The organism is Serratia sp. CY71090, assembly GCF_052166845.1.
Taxonomy (GTDB): domain Bacteria; phylum Pseudomonadota; class Gammaproteobacteria; order Enterobacterales; family Enterobacteriaceae; genus Serratia; species Serratia nematodiphila.
In genome coordinates this window covers 203,070-217,718 of the sequence record NZ_JBJNOA010000007.1, presented here as the reverse complement: position 1 = coordinate 217,718, position 14,649 = coordinate 203,070, and the positions used below count along the sequence as shown (strand labels likewise).

The 14,649-nt window shown below is 58.9% G+C and carries 12 protein-coding genes and 4 tRNA genes; 4 read left to right on the top strand and 12 right to left on the bottom strand.

From position 1 onward, the window contains the following. Positions 1-176: 176 nt before the first annotated feature. Genes hemC through hemY form a run of 4 tightly spaced genes read left to right on the top strand, consistent with a single transcriptional unit; the run spans position 177 to position 4,202 of the window. Positions 177-1,118, top strand: a complete 942-nt coding sequence (gene hemC, locus ACJ8OK_RS15090; protein ID WP_033631485.1) for a hydroxymethylbilane synthase — start codon at positions 177-179, stop codon at positions 1,116-1,118. Further along, positions 1,115-1,855 carry a uroporphyrinogen-III synthase gene (hemD, locus tag ACJ8OK_RS15085; RefSeq protein WP_260634039.1) on the top strand — a complete coding sequence of 247 codons (741 nt, stop codon included), beginning with the start codon at positions 1,115-1,117 and terminating at the stop codon, positions 1,853-1,855. Before hemC ends, hemD begins: the two co-directional genes overlap by 4 nt. A 22-nt stretch (positions 1,856-1,877) precedes the next feature. Beyond that, the gene (gene hemX / locus ACJ8OK_RS15080) at positions 1,878-3,002 is read left to right on the top strand and encodes a uroporphyrinogen-III C-methyltransferase (protein ID WP_437199381.1); all 1,125 of its coding nucleotides are present in this window, start codon (positions 1,878-1,880) and stop codon (positions 3,000-3,002) included. Positions 3,003-3,005: 3 nt separating this feature from the next. Then, entirely contained in the window at positions 3,006-4,202 is a 1,197-nt protein-coding gene (gene hemY / locus ACJ8OK_RS15075) for a protoheme IX biogenesis protein HemY (protein WP_033631483.1), read from the top strand. A gap of 848 nt (positions 4,203-5,050) precedes the next feature. Here the strand turns inward: hemY and ACJ8OK_RS15070 are convergent. The 12 genes from ACJ8OK_RS15070 to rfbA all read right to left on the bottom strand — a co-directional run bounded on the left by ACJ8OK_RS15070 (position 5,051) and on the right by rfbA (position 14,608). After that, positions 5,051-5,127, bottom strand: a tRNA-Pro gene (locus tag ACJ8OK_RS15070). 74 nt (positions 5,128-5,201) lie between these two features. Further along, a tRNA-Leu gene (locus ACJ8OK_RS15065) sits at positions 5,202-5,288 on the bottom strand. A gap of 42 nt (positions 5,289-5,330) precedes the next feature. Beyond that, positions 5,331-5,406 (bottom strand) — tRNA-His (locus ACJ8OK_RS15060). Between the two features lie 63 nt (positions 5,407-5,469). After that, positions 5,470-5,546 (bottom strand) — tRNA-Arg (locus tag ACJ8OK_RS15055). A 135-nt stretch (positions 5,547-5,681) separates the two neighbouring features. Continuing rightward, positions 5,682-7,085, bottom strand: a complete 1,404-nt coding sequence (gene thrP / locus ACJ8OK_RS15050; RefSeq protein WP_004934226.1) for a bifunctional threonine/serine APC transporter ThrP — start codon at positions 7,083-7,085, stop codon at positions 5,682-5,684. Positions 7,086-7,450: 365 nt separating this feature from the next. After that, positions 7,451-8,191: a lipopolysaccharide N-acetylmannosaminouronosyltransferase gene (gene wecG, locus ACJ8OK_RS15045; RefSeq protein ID WP_004934224.1), complete on the bottom strand. Its 741-nt coding sequence runs from the start codon at positions 8,189-8,191 to the stop codon at positions 7,451-7,453. A gap of 14 nt (positions 8,192-8,205) precedes the next feature. Then, complete coding sequence (wzyE, locus tag ACJ8OK_RS15040) at positions 8,206-9,573, bottom strand: ECA oligosaccharide polymerase (RefSeq protein ID WP_260953188.1); 1,368 nt, start codon at positions 9,571-9,573, stop codon at positions 8,206-8,208. Then, entirely contained in the window at positions 9,570-10,655 is a 1,086-nt protein-coding gene (locus ACJ8OK_RS15035; protein WP_033649866.1) for a TDP-N-acetylfucosamine:lipid II N-acetylfucosaminyltransferase, read from the bottom strand. Before ACJ8OK_RS15035 ends, wzyE begins: the two co-directional genes overlap by 4 nt. Continuing rightward, complete coding sequence (gene wzxE, locus ACJ8OK_RS15030) at positions 10,652-11,902, bottom strand: lipid III flippase WzxE (protein WP_048326567.1); 1,251 nt, start codon at positions 11,900-11,902, stop codon at positions 10,652-10,654. The genes ACJ8OK_RS15035 and wzxE overlap by 4 nt, the downstream gene beginning before the upstream one ends. Position 11,903: 1 nt before the next feature. After that, positions 11,904-13,034, bottom strand: coding sequence for a dTDP-4-amino-4,6-dideoxygalactose transaminase (gene rffA / locus ACJ8OK_RS15025; protein ID WP_048326565.1), 1,131 nt, complete (start codon positions 13,032-13,034; stop codon positions 11,904-11,906). Then, positions 13,021-13,749 (bottom strand): dTDP-4-amino-4,6-dideoxy-D-galactose acyltransferase, encoded by a 729-nt coding sequence (gene rffC / locus ACJ8OK_RS15020; RefSeq protein WP_082997369.1) that lies wholly within the window; start codon positions 13,747-13,749, stop codon positions 13,021-13,023. Before rffC ends, rffA begins: the two co-directional genes overlap by 14 nt. Further along, entirely contained in the window at positions 13,727-14,608 is an 882-nt protein-coding gene (rfbA, locus tag ACJ8OK_RS15015) for a glucose-1-phosphate thymidylyltransferase RfbA (RefSeq protein WP_033631476.1), read from the bottom strand. Before rfbA ends, rffC begins: the two co-directional genes overlap by 23 nt. Positions 14,609-14,649: the final 41 nt, after the last annotated feature.

Here is a 14,649-nt window from a genome sequence, read left to right as displayed (position 1 = left end):
CGCTTCACAATTATTGTAGCGCTTCCCTAAACGATTTACCCGCAGTGTTAACTGCCCCAAAGCACATCACATGTCCCTTTGATTCCGTTGTCCTTTTTCCGCCTCCGGCTTCTTGCACTGACAGTATTGACTCTCAGTGGTAGGATGGATGGCGAAATATAAAAACGGTAACAAGCATGTTAGACAAAATTATTCGAATTGCCACCCGACAAAGCCCGCTTGCACTTTGGCAAGCACATTATGTGCAGCAACGTCTGATGGCCTGCCATCCCGGCCTGCAGGTCGAGTTGGTGCCGATGGTCACCCGCGGCGACGTTATTCTGGATACGCCGTTGGCGAAAGTCGGCGGTAAAGGCCTGTTTGTTAAAGAACTCGAGCTCGCGCTGCTGGAAGGCCGCGCCGACATCGCCGTGCATTCGATGAAAGACGTGCCGGTCGATTTTCCTGCCGGGCTCGGTTTGACCACCATTTGCGAACGCGAAGATCCGCGCGACGCTTTTGTTTCCAATCGTTTCGCCTCGCTCGATCAGCTGCCGCTGGGCAGCGTGGTCGGCACCTCCAGCCTGCGCCGTCAGTGCCAGCTGCGTGAACGCCGCCCGGATCTGATCGTGCGCGACCTGCGCGGCAACGTCGGCACTCGCCTGGCCAAGCTGGACAACGGCGACTACGACGCGATTATCCTGGCGGTGGCCGGCCTGAAGCGTTTAGGTCTGGAGCAACGCATCCGCAGCCCGCTGAGCGCCGAAGAGTGTCTGCCGGCGGTCGGCCAGGGTGCAGTCGGCATTGAATGCCGTCTCGACGACAGCGTCACCCGCGCGCTGCTGGCGCCGCTGAACCATGCGGCCACCGAAACCCGCGTGCGCGCCGAGCGGGCGATGAATACCCGCCTGGAAGGCGGCTGCCAGGTGCCGATCGGCAGTTATGCCGAACTGGATGGCGACAGCCTGTGGCTGCGCGCCCTGGTCGGCGCGCCGGACGGCAGCCAGATGGTGCGCGGCGAACGCCGCGGCCCGGCCGCCGAAGCCGAACGGATGGGCGTTGAGCTGGCGGAAGAGCTGCTGGCGCGCGGCGCGCGCGAGATCCTGCGCGAGGTTTATCAGGGAAATCCGCCGGCATGACGATCCTGGTAACCCGCCCATCGCCTTCGGGAGAGCAGTTAGTGAGCCGGCTGCGCGCACTCGGCCGGGTTGCCTATCATGCGCCGCTGATCGACTTCGCCCCCGGCGGCGATCTGCCGCAGCTGCCGCAGGCGTTGCAGCAGCTTAGCGCCGGCGATCTGGTGTTCGTGCTGTCGCAGCATTCGGTGAACTATGCCGATTCGGTTATCGGCCGCGCCGGGCTGAGCTGGCCCGCTCACCTGGCTTATTACGCCATCGGCCGCACCACCGGGCTGGCGCTGCACCGCATCAGCAGTTTGCCGGTGGAGTACCCGCGCGAACGCGAGATCAGCGAAACGCTGCTGCTGCTGCCGGCGCTGCAAAAGCTGGCGGGCAAACGCGCGCTGATTTTACGCGGCAACGGCGGCCGCGAACTGTTGGGGTCGACGCTGAGCGAGCGCGGCGCCGACGTCAGCTATTATGAATGCTATCAACGCAGCCCGGTGCACTATGACGGCAGCGAGCAAAGCGCCCACTGGCAACGCGCCGGTGTGGATACGCTGGTGGTGACCAGCGGTGAAATGTTACAACAGCTCTATACTTTAGTTCCTGATTACTATCGTTCTTCATGGCTGCTGCGTTGCCGCCTGGTAGTAGTGAGCGAACGCCTGGCTACCCTCGCCCGGGATTTGGGCTGGCGTACGATTCGGGTAGCTGACAACGCCGATAATGACGCGCTGATCCGCGCGCTACAATAATCTGACTATGGGATGTGCCACTATGACGGAACAAAATACCCCATCCGCCCCGGTTGAAGAGCCAACCACCGCGGTTGAGAGCTCCCAGCAGCCAGCCGCTGCCAGCCGCAAAGGCAAGAACACCGGCCCGGTGCTCGGCGCGATCGCTATCGTGCTGGTCATCGCCCTCGGCGCGGGCGGCTATTACCACACGCACAAGCAGGCGCAACAGCTGATCGCCGCCAATCAGGCGCTGCAACAGCAGCTTGAAGGCGTAAAGCAGAGCCAACAGCAGGAAAGAAATGCGCTGGAAGGCCTGCTGCAGCAGCAGGGTAAAACCCTGGACGCCGCCGATCGCGAGCAGGCGAATCTGGCGCGCCAACTGAGCGAGCTGCAGGAAAAAGTGGCGACCATCTCCGGCAGCGACGCCAAAACCTGGCTGCTGGCGCAGGCCGATTTCCTGGTGAAAATGGCCGGCCGCAAGCTGTGGAGCGATCAAGACTTGACCAGCGCCGCCGCGCTGCTGAAAAGCGCCGACGCCAGCCTGGCGGACATGAACGATCCGAGCCTGCTCGACGTGCGCCGCGCCATTACCGAAGACATCAGCACACTTTCCACGCTGACCCAGGTCGATTACGACGGCATCATCCTCAAGGTCAATCAGCTGTCCAATCAGGTGGATAACCTGCGCCTGGCGGACAACGACACCGACGAAGCGCCGATGGATCAAAACAGCAGCGAGCTCTCCGGCTCGATCGGCGAATGGCGGCAGAACCTGGCCAAGAGCTGGCGCAATTTCATGGCCGACTTCATCACCATCCGCCGCCGCGACACCAGCGCCGAACCGCTGCTGGCGCCGAACCAGGACATCTACCTGCGCGAGAACATCCGTTCGCGCCTGCTGGTGGCCGCACAGGCCATTCCGCGTCACCAGAACGAGACCTACAAGCAGTCGCTGGAAACCGTCTCCACCTGGGTGCGCGCCTATTTCGACACCACCGACCCGGCGACCAAGGCCTTCCTGGAAGAGCTGGACAACCTGAGCCAACAGTCGATCTCGATGGATGTGCCGGATCAGCTGAAGAGCCAGCCGCTGCTGGAAAAAGTGATGCAGACCCGGGTGCGCAACCTGATGACCCAGTCCCCTGCCGCTCACCAGGAGGGTTAAGCCATGTTACGCGTGCTATTTCTGTTCCTGGTGGTGATCGCCAGCGTGGTGCTCGGGCCGATGTTGGCCGGGCATCAGGGCTATGTGCTGATCCAGACCGATAACTACAATATTGAAACCAGCGTCACCGGCCTGGTGATCATGCTGGTGCTGCTGTTCGTGGTGCTGCTGGCGATCGAGTGGATCCTGCGCCGCATCTTCCGTACCGGCGCCCGCACGCGCGGTTGGTTTATCGGCCGCAAGCGCACCCGCGCGCGCCAGCAAACCAAAGCCGCGCTGATCAAACTGGCGGAAGGCGACTACAAGCAGGTTGAAAAGCTGATGACGCGCAACGCCGCCCACGCCGAACAGCCGGTGGTGAACTACCTGCTGGCCGCCGAGGCCGCACAACAACGCGGCGATGACTTCCGTACCAACCAATATCTGGAGCGCGCCGCTGAAGCCGCCGATACCGATCAGCTGCCGGTGGATATCACCCGGGTTCGCATCCAGCTGGCGCAGGGCGAGAACCATGCCGCGCGCCACGGCGTCGATCGCCTGCTGAACCAGGCGCCGCGCCATCCGGAAGTGTTGCGCCTGGCGGAACAAGCCTATCTGCGCACCGGCGCCTACGCGTCGCTGCTGGAAGTGCTGCCGTCGATGCGTAAAATCGAGCTGCACAGTGAAGAGCAGCTGCAGGCATTGCAGCAACAGGCTTATATCGGGCTGATGAATCAGGCGATGGCGGACGAAGGCAGCGAAGGCCTGAAGCGCTGGTGGAAAGATCAGAGCCGCAAGACGCGTCACGAAGTGCCGCTGCAAATCGCGATGGTGGAGCACCTGATCGAATGCAACGACCACGAACTGGCGCAGGAGATTGTGCTCGACAGCCTGAAGCGCCAATATGACGAGCGCCTGGTGCTGTTGCTGCCGCGGCTGAAGTCCGGCAACCCCGAGCAGTTGGAAAAAGCGCTGCGTCAGCAGATGAAGCAACACGGCGCGACGCCGCTGCTGAACAGCACGCTGGGGCAACTGCTGATGAAGCATGGCGAGTGGCAGCAAGCGGCCGACGCCTTCCGCGAAGCGTTGAAACAGCGCCCGGATGCTTACGACTACGCCTGGTTGGCCGATACGCTGGAAAAACTGCATCGTTCGGATGAAGCGGCGCAGATGCGACGTGAGGGACTGATGTTGACGCTGAAACAGAACGGCGGCGAATAATGCCCTGCCCAAGTGAGAAAAGCGCGGCTCCGATGCCGCGCTTTTTTTTGCCCAGGGTTTTCTGTGGCGCAAAAAAAAACACTTGCCGTATGGCAAGTGTATAAAGAAGCAATCAGGTCTAGGACAACAGGGGCGGTGCCTCACTCAACGTTTTGCCCTGAGCGTGATGACGGGTTAGTCATCGTTCTCGTGGGCGATAGGCACCCTAAATCGGCTCTGCGTCATTCCCAGGGTTTATGAAGCCGAAGGCGAAGGCGAACATAAGAGGTGGAATGAGCATCTACGCTATAGGTATTGCATTTGACGTGCCAACTTTCAGATCCAGGAAAGTCGCCATAAAAAATAGCATTCAATTTATTGAAAATATTGAATTTTTACTTACCCTCTAACTTTCTCTCAGCATGCCGTCCCCTGTCGTTCTTTACCCACGGCCGATCTGATGCTGTCGCCGCAAAACGACGACTTAAACCAAAGCCACTTTTAATGTTTAAAATCAATGGATTATTTGTCTCAAACTGGCGACAACTTCAAACCACATTGTCGCTGAAAACCTACACACGTGCCGGTTGAGACAAAATGCCAATGTTCAGATACGCAAAAACCCGTGTAATGCTGCACGGGTTGGTCGCTATGCGTTTCGTCGCAGCGGGAAGGACTTAACCTCATAAACGGCGGACGTAAAAAAACCGACTTACGTCGGTTTCTTTGAAAATGGTCAGCGAGAGAAAGATTACGCGCCCTGCGGGCCGTTGCTAAAGCAACGTCCTCTCGAACCTCCTGCGGAGGTGCTCATCCTCATAAACTGCAGACGAAAAAAAACCTGCTTTAAAAAGCAGGTTTTTCGAATGTGGTCGGCGAGAGAGGATTCGAACCTCCGACCCACTGGTCCCAAACCAGTTGCGCTACCAAGCTGCGCTACTCGCCGATTTGTGTTGCTCATACTACCCGATTTATCAGACCGTTGTCCATATAAATCTTATATTTATCAGATATTTTGCGTGGTGCGAAGAGAGGGACTTGAACCCTCACGTCCGTAAGAACACTAACACCTGAAGCTAGCGCGTCTACCAATTCCGCCACCTTCGCACTGTCACAAAATACTGCTAAATCTTCACTTCGCTTAGGAAGTGGGGTGGCTAATGGGACTCGAACCCACGACAACTGGAATCACAATCCAGGGCTCTACCAACTGAGCTATAGCCACCATTACTACTTCTTCTTACTCACGCGGTAATATTACCACCGCAGCTCCTGCGCACAAACTTAATGGCGCGCCCGACAGGATTCGAACCTGAGACCTCTGCCTCCGGAGGGCAGCGCTCTATCCAGCTGAGCTACGGGCGCGTAGCGCCGTTGCGGGAGGGGATACTACGGATTTACGCCAATCCTGTCTAGTGCTTTTTCGCAGAAATGTTGCGTTTGATTACGCTTTGCTCACTCCTGCGCAGGAAAGCGCACTCCGTAGCCCCTTTTCACCGTTTATTGCCGTGTTTCTACCCTATTTTCAGCCGGATGATGTTTCTTATGCATGCCGAAAGCGAAGTAGCACAGGCTGACGCCCGCTAAGAAAATCGCCCCGACCAGCAGGGAAATCCGCGTATCCGGGTTGATTCCCATGCCGACCAGCACGCAAACCAGAAAAGCGATGGTCAGATAGTTCACATACGGGAACATGATCGACTTAAAGCTGTGGTTTTTGATCGCTTCCTTATGGGCGCGGCGGAAATAGAGCTGGCTTATCAGCACCACGAACCACGGCACCATGCCCGGCAGCACGCTGGCGCTGTAGACATAGACGAACACCTGCTCCGGATTCGGGATAATGTAGTTCAGCGCGGAGCCCACCAGCAGGCAGCCGATGGTGACGGCGATGCAGTTGACCGGCACGCCGCTGGCGGAAAGCTTGGTCAGCGCCGCCGGCAGTTGGCGATTCTTGGCCAGGGCGTACAGCATGCGGCCACCGCTGTACATGCCGCTGTTGCAACCGGAAAGCGCGGCGGTCAGTACCACGAAGTTGATGATGCCGGCGGCGGCAACGATGCCGATCTTGGCGAAGGTCAGCACGAACGGGCTGCCGGTAGTGCCGATGCCGTTCCAAGGGAAAATGGTGACGATGACGAAGATCGCGCCAACATAGAAGATCAGGATGCGCCACAGGATATTGTTGATCGCGCGTTTCAGCGTCACCTGCGGGTTCTTGGCTTCCCCGGCGGTGATGCCCACCAGTTCAACCCCCTGATAGGACGCCACCACGATGCACAGCGCAAACAAGAAGCCTTTCCAGCCGCCGGCAAAGAAACCGCCGTGCGCCGTCAAATTGGCGAAACCGATAGGTTCACCGCCGTTGCCGAAGCCGAAGAAGATCACCCCCAGTCCCACCAGAATCATCACGATGATGGTGGTGACCTTGATCATGGCGAACCAGAACTCCAGCTCCCCATACAGGCGCACCGCCGCCAGGTTGGCCAGCGCCACCATCGCCACGGCAATCAGCGCCGGCACCCACTGCGGTATTTCCGGGAACCAGAACTGCACATACACCCCGATGGCGGTGATCTCAGAAATGCCGACGGCAATCCACATAAACCAGTAGCCCCAGGCGGTCAGATAACCGAAGTAGGGATTCATGTACTTATGCGCGTAAACGGCAAACGACCCGGCGACCGGCTCAAGGAACAGCATTTCTCCCATCGAACGCATAATGAAGAATACGAACAGCCCGGCGATGATGTAAGCCAGCAGCACCGATGGCCCCGCCCACTTCAGCGTACTGGCCGAGCCCATAAACAGGCCGACGCCGATGGTGCCCCCCAGAGCGATAAGCTCGATGTGCCGGGCCTCAAGACCCCGGTGTAGCCCTTGCGGTTTCTCTTTGTGTGCCATAAATCCTCAATAATTTTTCTCGGGTTGTGTTTGCCTGCCGGCCGCTGCCGGTCGTTATTGTCATTATTAAAAGAATAAGTCATCCCCTGCCGATCGGACTGGCATCAACGGGTAGTCGGAGCGAAGTTACCGTGAGAAGGACATCGTTCAGCGCTGTCGCATCAGGCTTCAGCGGCCAGGGATAATTTCCGGGCGGTATCGTTTCGCATTTCGCCGCTATAAGCAAACCGCAATTTAAAACTTTATGGAATAAATGCGGCGGCGTTTAGGGCCGAGGGTTATAGATATGCGGGAGAAACGCGCAAAAGCAGATTATTGGTACAGCAGTCCGGAGCGGAACAGCACTTTCCACCCCGGATGAGAGGTTACATCTTGCCGCTGTAGTAGTAGCCGACAAACTTCAACAGCTTCAACTGCCGGCCGATGCGGCTGGGTTGGCTGAGCAGGCGGTAGAGCCATTCCAGACCAAGGTTCTGCCACACCTTGGGCGCACGCTTCACATGCCCGGTAAAAACGTCGTAGGTGCCGCCCACGCCCATATACAGCGCCTGCGGATGCACCTTGCGGCAGTCGCGCATCAGGATCTCCTGCTTCGGCGATCCCATCGCCACCGTCACGATAGCGGCGCCGCTGGCACGAATACGCTCGAACAGCGCCTCTCGCTGATCCGGTTTGAAATAGCCGTCCTGGCTGCCCACCAGGTTGACATTCCACTGGCTGCGCAGCTTCTGCTCGGTTTCCGCCAAGACTTCCGGCTTGCCGCCGACCAAGAAGACCGGCGTGCCTTCGCGGCCGGCGCGCTGCATCAACGCTTCCCACAGATCGGCGCCCGCGACGCGCGACACATCCGCCGCCGGGTATTTGCGGCGAATCGAGCGCACCATGCTGATGCCGTCGGCGTACTTGTACTCCGCTTCATCCAGCAACGCATGCAGCGCCGGGTCCTCTTCCGCCTTCAGGATCTTTTCCGCATTCATCGCCACCAGTGTGCCCTGTTTGACCCGGCCGCCGTCGAACAGAAAGTCCATGCAATGCGCCATATCGCGAAAGCCCCACAGGCTGAAACCGCGCAGCTCATACTGCGGCACCGAAATCTTTGTTTCCATCGTTCTCATTACCCTTACAAAAGACCGTTGGCCCGAGGCGGAGACGCCAGCGCGCGGGCACGCGTCACTCTGGCCTTGATCAGCCCGGCGGTATCGAACAGCCAATACAGCAACTTCGCCAGCACCAGACAGGCGCCGAAAATAATGCAGAAGAACACCACGCGCGACACGAATGAGTCCACCCCTTCACGCGCCAACACGATCATGTTGAACACCGCGCCGAAGCAGAACCCCTGCAGAATGGCCGCCTTATAACGGTTCGGCTCTATTTTGCCCAGCTCATACAGCCAGTCGAACCACTTGATGATCATGCCCACCAGAATCGCGCCAAGCGGGATAAACATCGCGCCACCCATCACCACCAGCGAACCGATCAGCGTCGGCGAAATCGCCAGCCCGGAGTGGTTGTTCAGCACTTCCCAGGTGAAATAGTTGGCCGAGTTCAGCACCACGTCCGGCCGGCCCGGCCATAGCCAGGTTGGGATAAAGACGTAGAAATCACGCAAGATCGGCGCCAGACCCTGGAAATCGATCTTGTCGTAATTTTGCAGCAGCAGCGCCAGGTTTTCCCACGGCGAGAAGGTATCGCGGGTCAGGTAGAGGAAGGTATAAAACGCTTCCGCGCCGCTGACGTCCAGGCTATAGCGCTTCAACGCCAGCCAGAACATGCCGACCACGCCGAATATGCCCGCCGCTGCCAGCATCCACAGCGTGATCCAGCCGCGCACGATGCCGATAAACAGGAACAACGCGAAAGCGATGATGATATTGGCACGGGTGCCGCCGACGATCACGTAGGTCAGAATACCGAACGCCACCGTCGCCACCAGGAACAAAAACCAGGCACGCAGATCCTGCCGCAGGAAATAGACCACCAGCATCGCCGGAATGAAGAAGTAGAAGAACCGCTTGAGCGCCACGCCGGACACGTCGCTGGAGAAGATCTGACTGTAGGAATTGAGCTTGAACAGCAGGAAGCCGTTCTGCATGAAGAAGATCCCAACGGTACCGATCGCCACCAGCGCCAGCAGCACCCAGGTCATATGAGTCTCTACCCGGTTCATGGTAAACAGCGCCGCGCGCGGCTGAGTGCGGCGCTTGCGCAGCCGGGTCTTGTAGGTGACGTAATAGATGGCGTAAAACGCCGTCGCCGACAGCAGGGCGTACAGCAGAAACTCCACCGGCACCACCTCGACGTCAAACTGAAACACCAGCAGGCAGGTTAACGGGAAGCCGAAATAGAACGTCAGCAAATACAGCAGCGAGAAGAAGACGTTGAAGTTAAAACGCACGCGCCGAAACTCCTGGTAGGTCAGCGTCAGGATAAACGTCAGGCTGACCAGATAGACGACAAACAGGCCGCCGAATTGCGCCAACGTCATGAGTGCTCTCCCGCCGCCAACGCCAGGGCTTGCTGCCAGCCGTCAACATAGTTCGGATTGAAGAAGGCGATCGCCTGTTTATCCACCGCCGCCAGCTGACGCTGCGCTTCGCGCACCACCGCCTCGTCCAGCGAATCGCCGTAGAACAGCACCGGCAGGTGCTGTTCCGCCAAATCCTGCCAGAACGGGTTCTGCCGGCTGAGCACAAAAGGCACGCCGAACTGAATCAGTAGGCACAGGGTGCCAATCCCCTGCTGGCGATTGAAAATGAAATAGCCCAGATCGCAGGCGCGCAGGATGTTGAGGTAGTCCTCAAACGCTACCTGCTGCGTGAGCAGCTGCAGGTTTTTCTCGCCGAACAGCGGCAACCCGGCGGCGCGCACCTGCTCGATGTAAGCATCGTTGTTGGCCGGATAACCCATCGGCAGGATCACGCGCACGTCGGCGCCGAACTGCTGATGTATCGCCTGCAGCGCTTCGATATGCCGGTTGCTGCGATCGCCGGAGTTGCCCACCAGAATCGTCATCGGTCCGGCCAGGTTTTTCTCGACGTGAACGTCGGTCAGCGCCGGATCCATGCGGGTCGGGAAGTACAGCAGCGAGGCCGGCACCCGCGCATGGCGCTGCTGGTAGTGAATCACGTCGCCGCGAGTGGCAAACACATTCCCTACCCGCCCCTGCGCAATGCGGCGCAGCAGATAGAACAGCCGGAATTTCCAGCTGGTGGCGTCCTCATACAGATCGGCGCCCCAAATATGCCAACTGACCTGACGCGCCTTGATCTTGCCGCTCAGCAGCGCCAGCCATAACCCCGGGTTGAACTGACCGTGCAGGAAGAAGCGCGCATCGCGATCGGCCTGGGCGCGCGCGATCACCGCCGCAGCCAGGCTTTTCTTGTCCGCGTAGGGCTCAATGTTCAGGGCGGGGAAATCTCCCAATGCCGCCACATCCTTGGCCGCCACCATAAAATGCCGCGTCTGCTCAGCCGGCAGACGCGGCGCCAGCACGTCATTGAAGAAGCGCAGCACCGTCTGGTTATGATGCGGGATATCGGATCCCAGAACGTGAATCAGTGTGGTCATACTCGTCTACGATAGATAAGAAACACGCAGCTACAGAGCGTGAAATACACGATGTAGGTTGCCATATAGGCCTGAGCCGCCCCCAGCGCGCCGTGCAGCGGGATCAGCCAGTGTGAGAACAGCGTCAGCAGCAGAAACTGGCTGACTTCCGTCAGGATATAAAAGCGCAGCGACGCTTTGGCGATCACCAAATAGCCGAACACATAGGCCCCGACTTTCAGCACGTCGCCCACCAGTTGCCAGGCAAACAGATCGCGCATGGCGACGAACTTGTCCGAGAACAGCAGCCAGATGGCGAAATCACGCAGCAACCACACCGTAAAGCTCGCCGCCGCTACCGCCGGCAGCACGAATTTCAGCGAGCGCACGATCTCCCGCGAGATGGCGCCCTTGTCCGTCAACCGCGACAGCGTCGGCAGCAGATAGACGGTAAACGAGGCGGTGATGAACTGCAGATAGGCATCGGAAATGCTGCTGACGCCCTGCCAAATCCCCACCTCATCCCAGCCGTAATGCGCGGCCAGCAGGTTACGCATCATCACGTAAGCCACCGGCAACGTCACCGAGGTGATCAACGCCATGAGGGTGAATTTGCCGAGGTTGCCGGCCACGAGTTTGTCCCAACGCGGCGCCAGATAGCGCAGCGGCAGCGTTTTGCGCCGCCACAGCATCAGCCCGGCCGGCAACACCACCAACGCCGGCACCAGCGCCAGCCCCGCCAGCGCGCCTTCATAGCCCCCCAGCTTGAAGCACAGGTAATAAGCCACCACGCCAATCAGGCTGCCGCCGATCACCGCCAGCGCATTGCCCATCGCGTCGCGATAGCCTTTCAGCACCGCCATGAACAGGTTGGCGTAGGCGATGCCCATCTGAATGAAAGCGACGGCGCGCACCACATCGACGTAATCGGCATGCCCGAACAGCCCGATGCTGATCGGTTCGGCGGCGAACAAAAACACCAGCGCCAGCAAGGTCGAAAAACCCAGCACGATGCTCGACGCGGTGCCCACCGCCAGACGCAGACGCTGCGAGTCCTGGTGGTACTCCGCCACGTATTTGGTGATGCCGTTAAAAATGCCCGCGCCGGACAGCACGCCCAGCACGGTGATCAACTGGCGAAAGTTACCCGCCTGCCCCACGCCGCTGGGGCCAAACGCCACCGCTAGCAGTTTCACCACCAATAGTCCCACGCCAATTTTGATCAGCGTGGAGCCGGCGGTCCATATCGACGCTTTTGCCAACGACATATCAGGCGAAGAAGCTCAGGATGGTATTGATTACCGTACGTTGATTAGCATCGGACATATTGTAGAACAGCGGCAAACGCACCAGGCGCGCGCTTTCCTGGCTGGTATAGCGATCTTCACCGGCAAAGCGGCCAAACTGTTCGCCGGCCGGGCACGCATGCAGCGGGATATAGTGAAACACCGTCATGATCTCAGCTTCCTTCAGGTAGTCGATAAAGGCGGTGCGATCGTCGATATCACGCAGCTTAATATAGAACATGTGCGCATTGTGCTCGCAGTCCGCCGGCACAGTCGGCAACTCGATACGGCCGGCCTGCGCCAACGGCAGGAAGCTGTCGTAGTACTTCTGCCACAGAGCCAAACGGCGCTGGTTGATGCGTTCCGCCACTTCCAGCTGGCCCCACAGGTAGGCGGCCTGCAGGTCAGACATCAGATAGCTGGAACCGATGTCGCGCCAGGTATATTTGTCGACCTGGCCACGGAAGAACTGACTGCGGTTGGTGCCCTTCTCGCGGATGACTTCCGCCCGATCGATCAGGGCAGGATCGTTCACCAGCGTCGCGCCGCCTTCGCCGCCGGCGGTGTAGTTTTTGGTTTCATGGAAGCTGAAGCAGCCGATATGGCCGATGGTGCCCAATGCCTTGCCTTTGTAGGTCGACATCACGCCCTGCGCGGCGTCTTCCACCACGAAGAGGTTATATTTCTTCGCCAGCGCCATGATGGTATCCATCTCGCAGGCAACGCCAGCATAGTGCACCGGTACAATCGCGCGGGTTTTATCGGTGATCGCCGCTTCGATTTTGGTTTCGTCGATGTTCATGGTGTCCGGACGCAGGTCGACGAACACCACTTTAGCACCGCGCAGCACAAAGGCGTTGGCGGTGGAAACGAAGGTAAAGCTCGGCATGATCACTTCGTCACCCGGCTGGATATCCAGCAGGATGGCGGCCATTTCCAACGACGCGGTGCAGGAAGGCGTCAACAGCACTTTCGCGCTGCCGAAACGCTGTTCCATCCACTGCTGGCAGCGACGGGTAAAACCGCCGTCGCCGCACAACTTGCCGCTGCTCATCGCAGCCTGCATATATTCCAGTTCAGTGCCAACAACCGGTGGAGCGTTAAATGGAATCATGTCTACCTCTGTATAACCAGTACGCGGTGCTTTCAATCACGGCACCCTGTCGTTGATAGAGTCGTAATGCGGCGATATTGCCTACCTGGGTCGCAACCCGCAGGCGTTGCATCCCCTGCCGCCGACATTCGGCCAGCGCCGCCGCCATCAGTCTGGAGCCAATGCCCCGGCCTGATGCGCCGGGGTAGGCCGCCAGCAAGCCGATACGCATTTCCTGGCCGCCAATGTCGCGCAGGCTGACAAAGCCTTCAGGTTGCCCCTGGTTACCCAATACCAGCAAGCATTGATGATCGAAGGTGCCCAGCACCGCTTTTTCGATCCAGGCCGCATAGAATCGCCCGCTATCGGTGCGCTCGTACCACGGTGCGCGAAATCGGCTGGCGGCGAACACGTCACCGGCGGCAGCCCGCAACGACGGGATGTCCTCAGGCACGGCCATGCGCACCCCGGCCGCAGCGGTATCGACCGTCTCGTGTCCAGTTGCAATGTTCACGGCCAGATCCACTTCGCCTTCGACCAGCTGGAAGCCCAGCGCCGACAGTGCATCGGCCCACTCCAATCGGTAAGCGGGAATTTTAGCCTGCACCAACGCATAAGCGTCCAAATCAGCGTGGCTGACGGGGGCCGCAGAGTCATCGAAATGCAACTTGGCGCTTTTCAATTGGAAGAAGTCGCTCTCCCAATTCAGCGGTTCAATACTGGCGTGGACGCGCATGCAATAAATCCAGTAAGTATTTGCCGTAACCTGTTTTGGCCAGCGTCTGAGCCGCGCGTTTCACGCCCTCATCATCCAGCCAGCCATTGCGCCAGGCGATCTCTTCAAGACAGGCGATTTTAAAGCCCTGACGTTTCTCGACCGTTTGCACGAAGCTACTGGCTTCCAGCAGGCTGTCGTGAGTCCCGGTGTCCAGCCAGGCAAAACCGCGCCCCAGCAGCTCGACGGTCAGCTCGCCACGCTCCAGATACATCTGGTTGATGCTGGTGATCTCCAATTCTCCCCGAGCTGACGGCTTGATCTGCTTGGCGAACTCCACCACCTGAGCATCATAAAAATATAATCCGGTCACCGCCCAATTGGACTTCGGTTTAACCGGCTTTTCTTCGATCGACAGCGCGCGGAAGTGGTCGTCAAACTCCACCACGCCGAAACGCTCGGGATCCATCACCTGATAGCCAAATACAGTGGCACCGGCGGTGCGCGCCGCAACGCTTCTCAGCTTGGGGCTGAACCCCTGGCCAAAGTAAATATTATCGCCCAACACCAGGCAACTCGGCTCACCGGCCAAGAATTCTTCGCCAATCAGAAATGCCTGAGCCAGGCCATCGGGGTTAGGCTGCTCGGCATAACTGAGATTGACGCCAAACGCTTCGCCGCTGCCCAACAGACGCTTGAAAGAAGGCAGATCTTCCGGGGTGGAGATGATCAAAATGTCGCGGATCCCCGCCAACATCAGTACCGACAGCGGGTAATAGATCATCGGCTTGTCATAAATCGGCAGCAGTTGCTTGGACACGCCGCGCGTGATCGGATGCAGACGCGTACCGGAACCGCCAGCCAGCACAATACCTTTCATACTTACTCCAAAACCCGCCGCACCGCCGCAAAGCGACGCGG

What these genes read in the sequence shown, in the direction of transcription:
- hemC (WP_033631485.1), top strand. Translation starts at nt 177, where the DNA reads ATGTTAGACAAAATTATTCGAATTGCCACCCGACAAAGCCCGCTTGCA.
- hemD (WP_260634039.1), top strand. Translation starts at nt 1,115, where the DNA reads ATGACGATCCTGGTAACCCGCCCATCGCCTTCGGGAGAGCAGTTAGTG.
- hemX (WP_437199381.1), top strand. Translation starts at nt 1,878, where the DNA reads ATGACGGAACAAAATACCCCATCCGCCCCGGTTGAAGAGCCAACCACC.
- hemY (WP_033631483.1), top strand. Translation starts at nt 3,006, where the DNA reads ATGTTACGCGTGCTATTTCTGTTCCTGGTGGTGATCGCCAGCGTGGTG.
- thrP (WP_004934226.1), bottom strand. Translation starts at nt 7,085, where the DNA reads ATGGCACACAAAGAGAAACCGCAAGGGCTACACCGGGGTCTTGAGGCC.
- wecG (WP_004934224.1), bottom strand. Translation starts at nt 8,191, where the DNA reads ATGGAAACAAAGATTTCGGTGCCGCAGTATGAGCTGCGCGGTTTCAGC.
- wzyE (WP_260953188.1), bottom strand. Translation starts at nt 9,573, where the DNA reads ATGACGTTGGCGCAATTCGGCGGCCTGTTTGTCGTCTATCTGGTCAGC.
- ACJ8OK_RS15035 (WP_033649866.1), bottom strand. Translation starts at nt 10,655, where the DNA reads ATGACCACACTGATTCACGTTCTGGGATCCGATATCCCGCATCATAAC.
- wzxE (WP_048326567.1), bottom strand. Translation starts at nt 11,902, where the DNA reads ATGTCGTTGGCAAAAGCGTCGATATGGACCGCCGGCTCCACGCTGATC.
- rffA (WP_048326565.1), bottom strand. Translation starts at nt 13,034, where the DNA reads ATGATTCCATTTAACGCTCCACCGGTTGTTGGCACTGAACTGGAATAT.
- rffC (WP_082997369.1), bottom strand. Translation starts at nt 13,749, where the DNA reads ATGCGCGTCCACGCCAGTATTGAACCGCTGAATTGGGAGAGCGACTTC.
- rfbA (WP_033631476.1), bottom strand. Translation starts at nt 14,608, where the DNA reads ATGAAAGGTATTGTGCTGGCTGGCGGTTCCGGTACGCGTCTGCATCCG.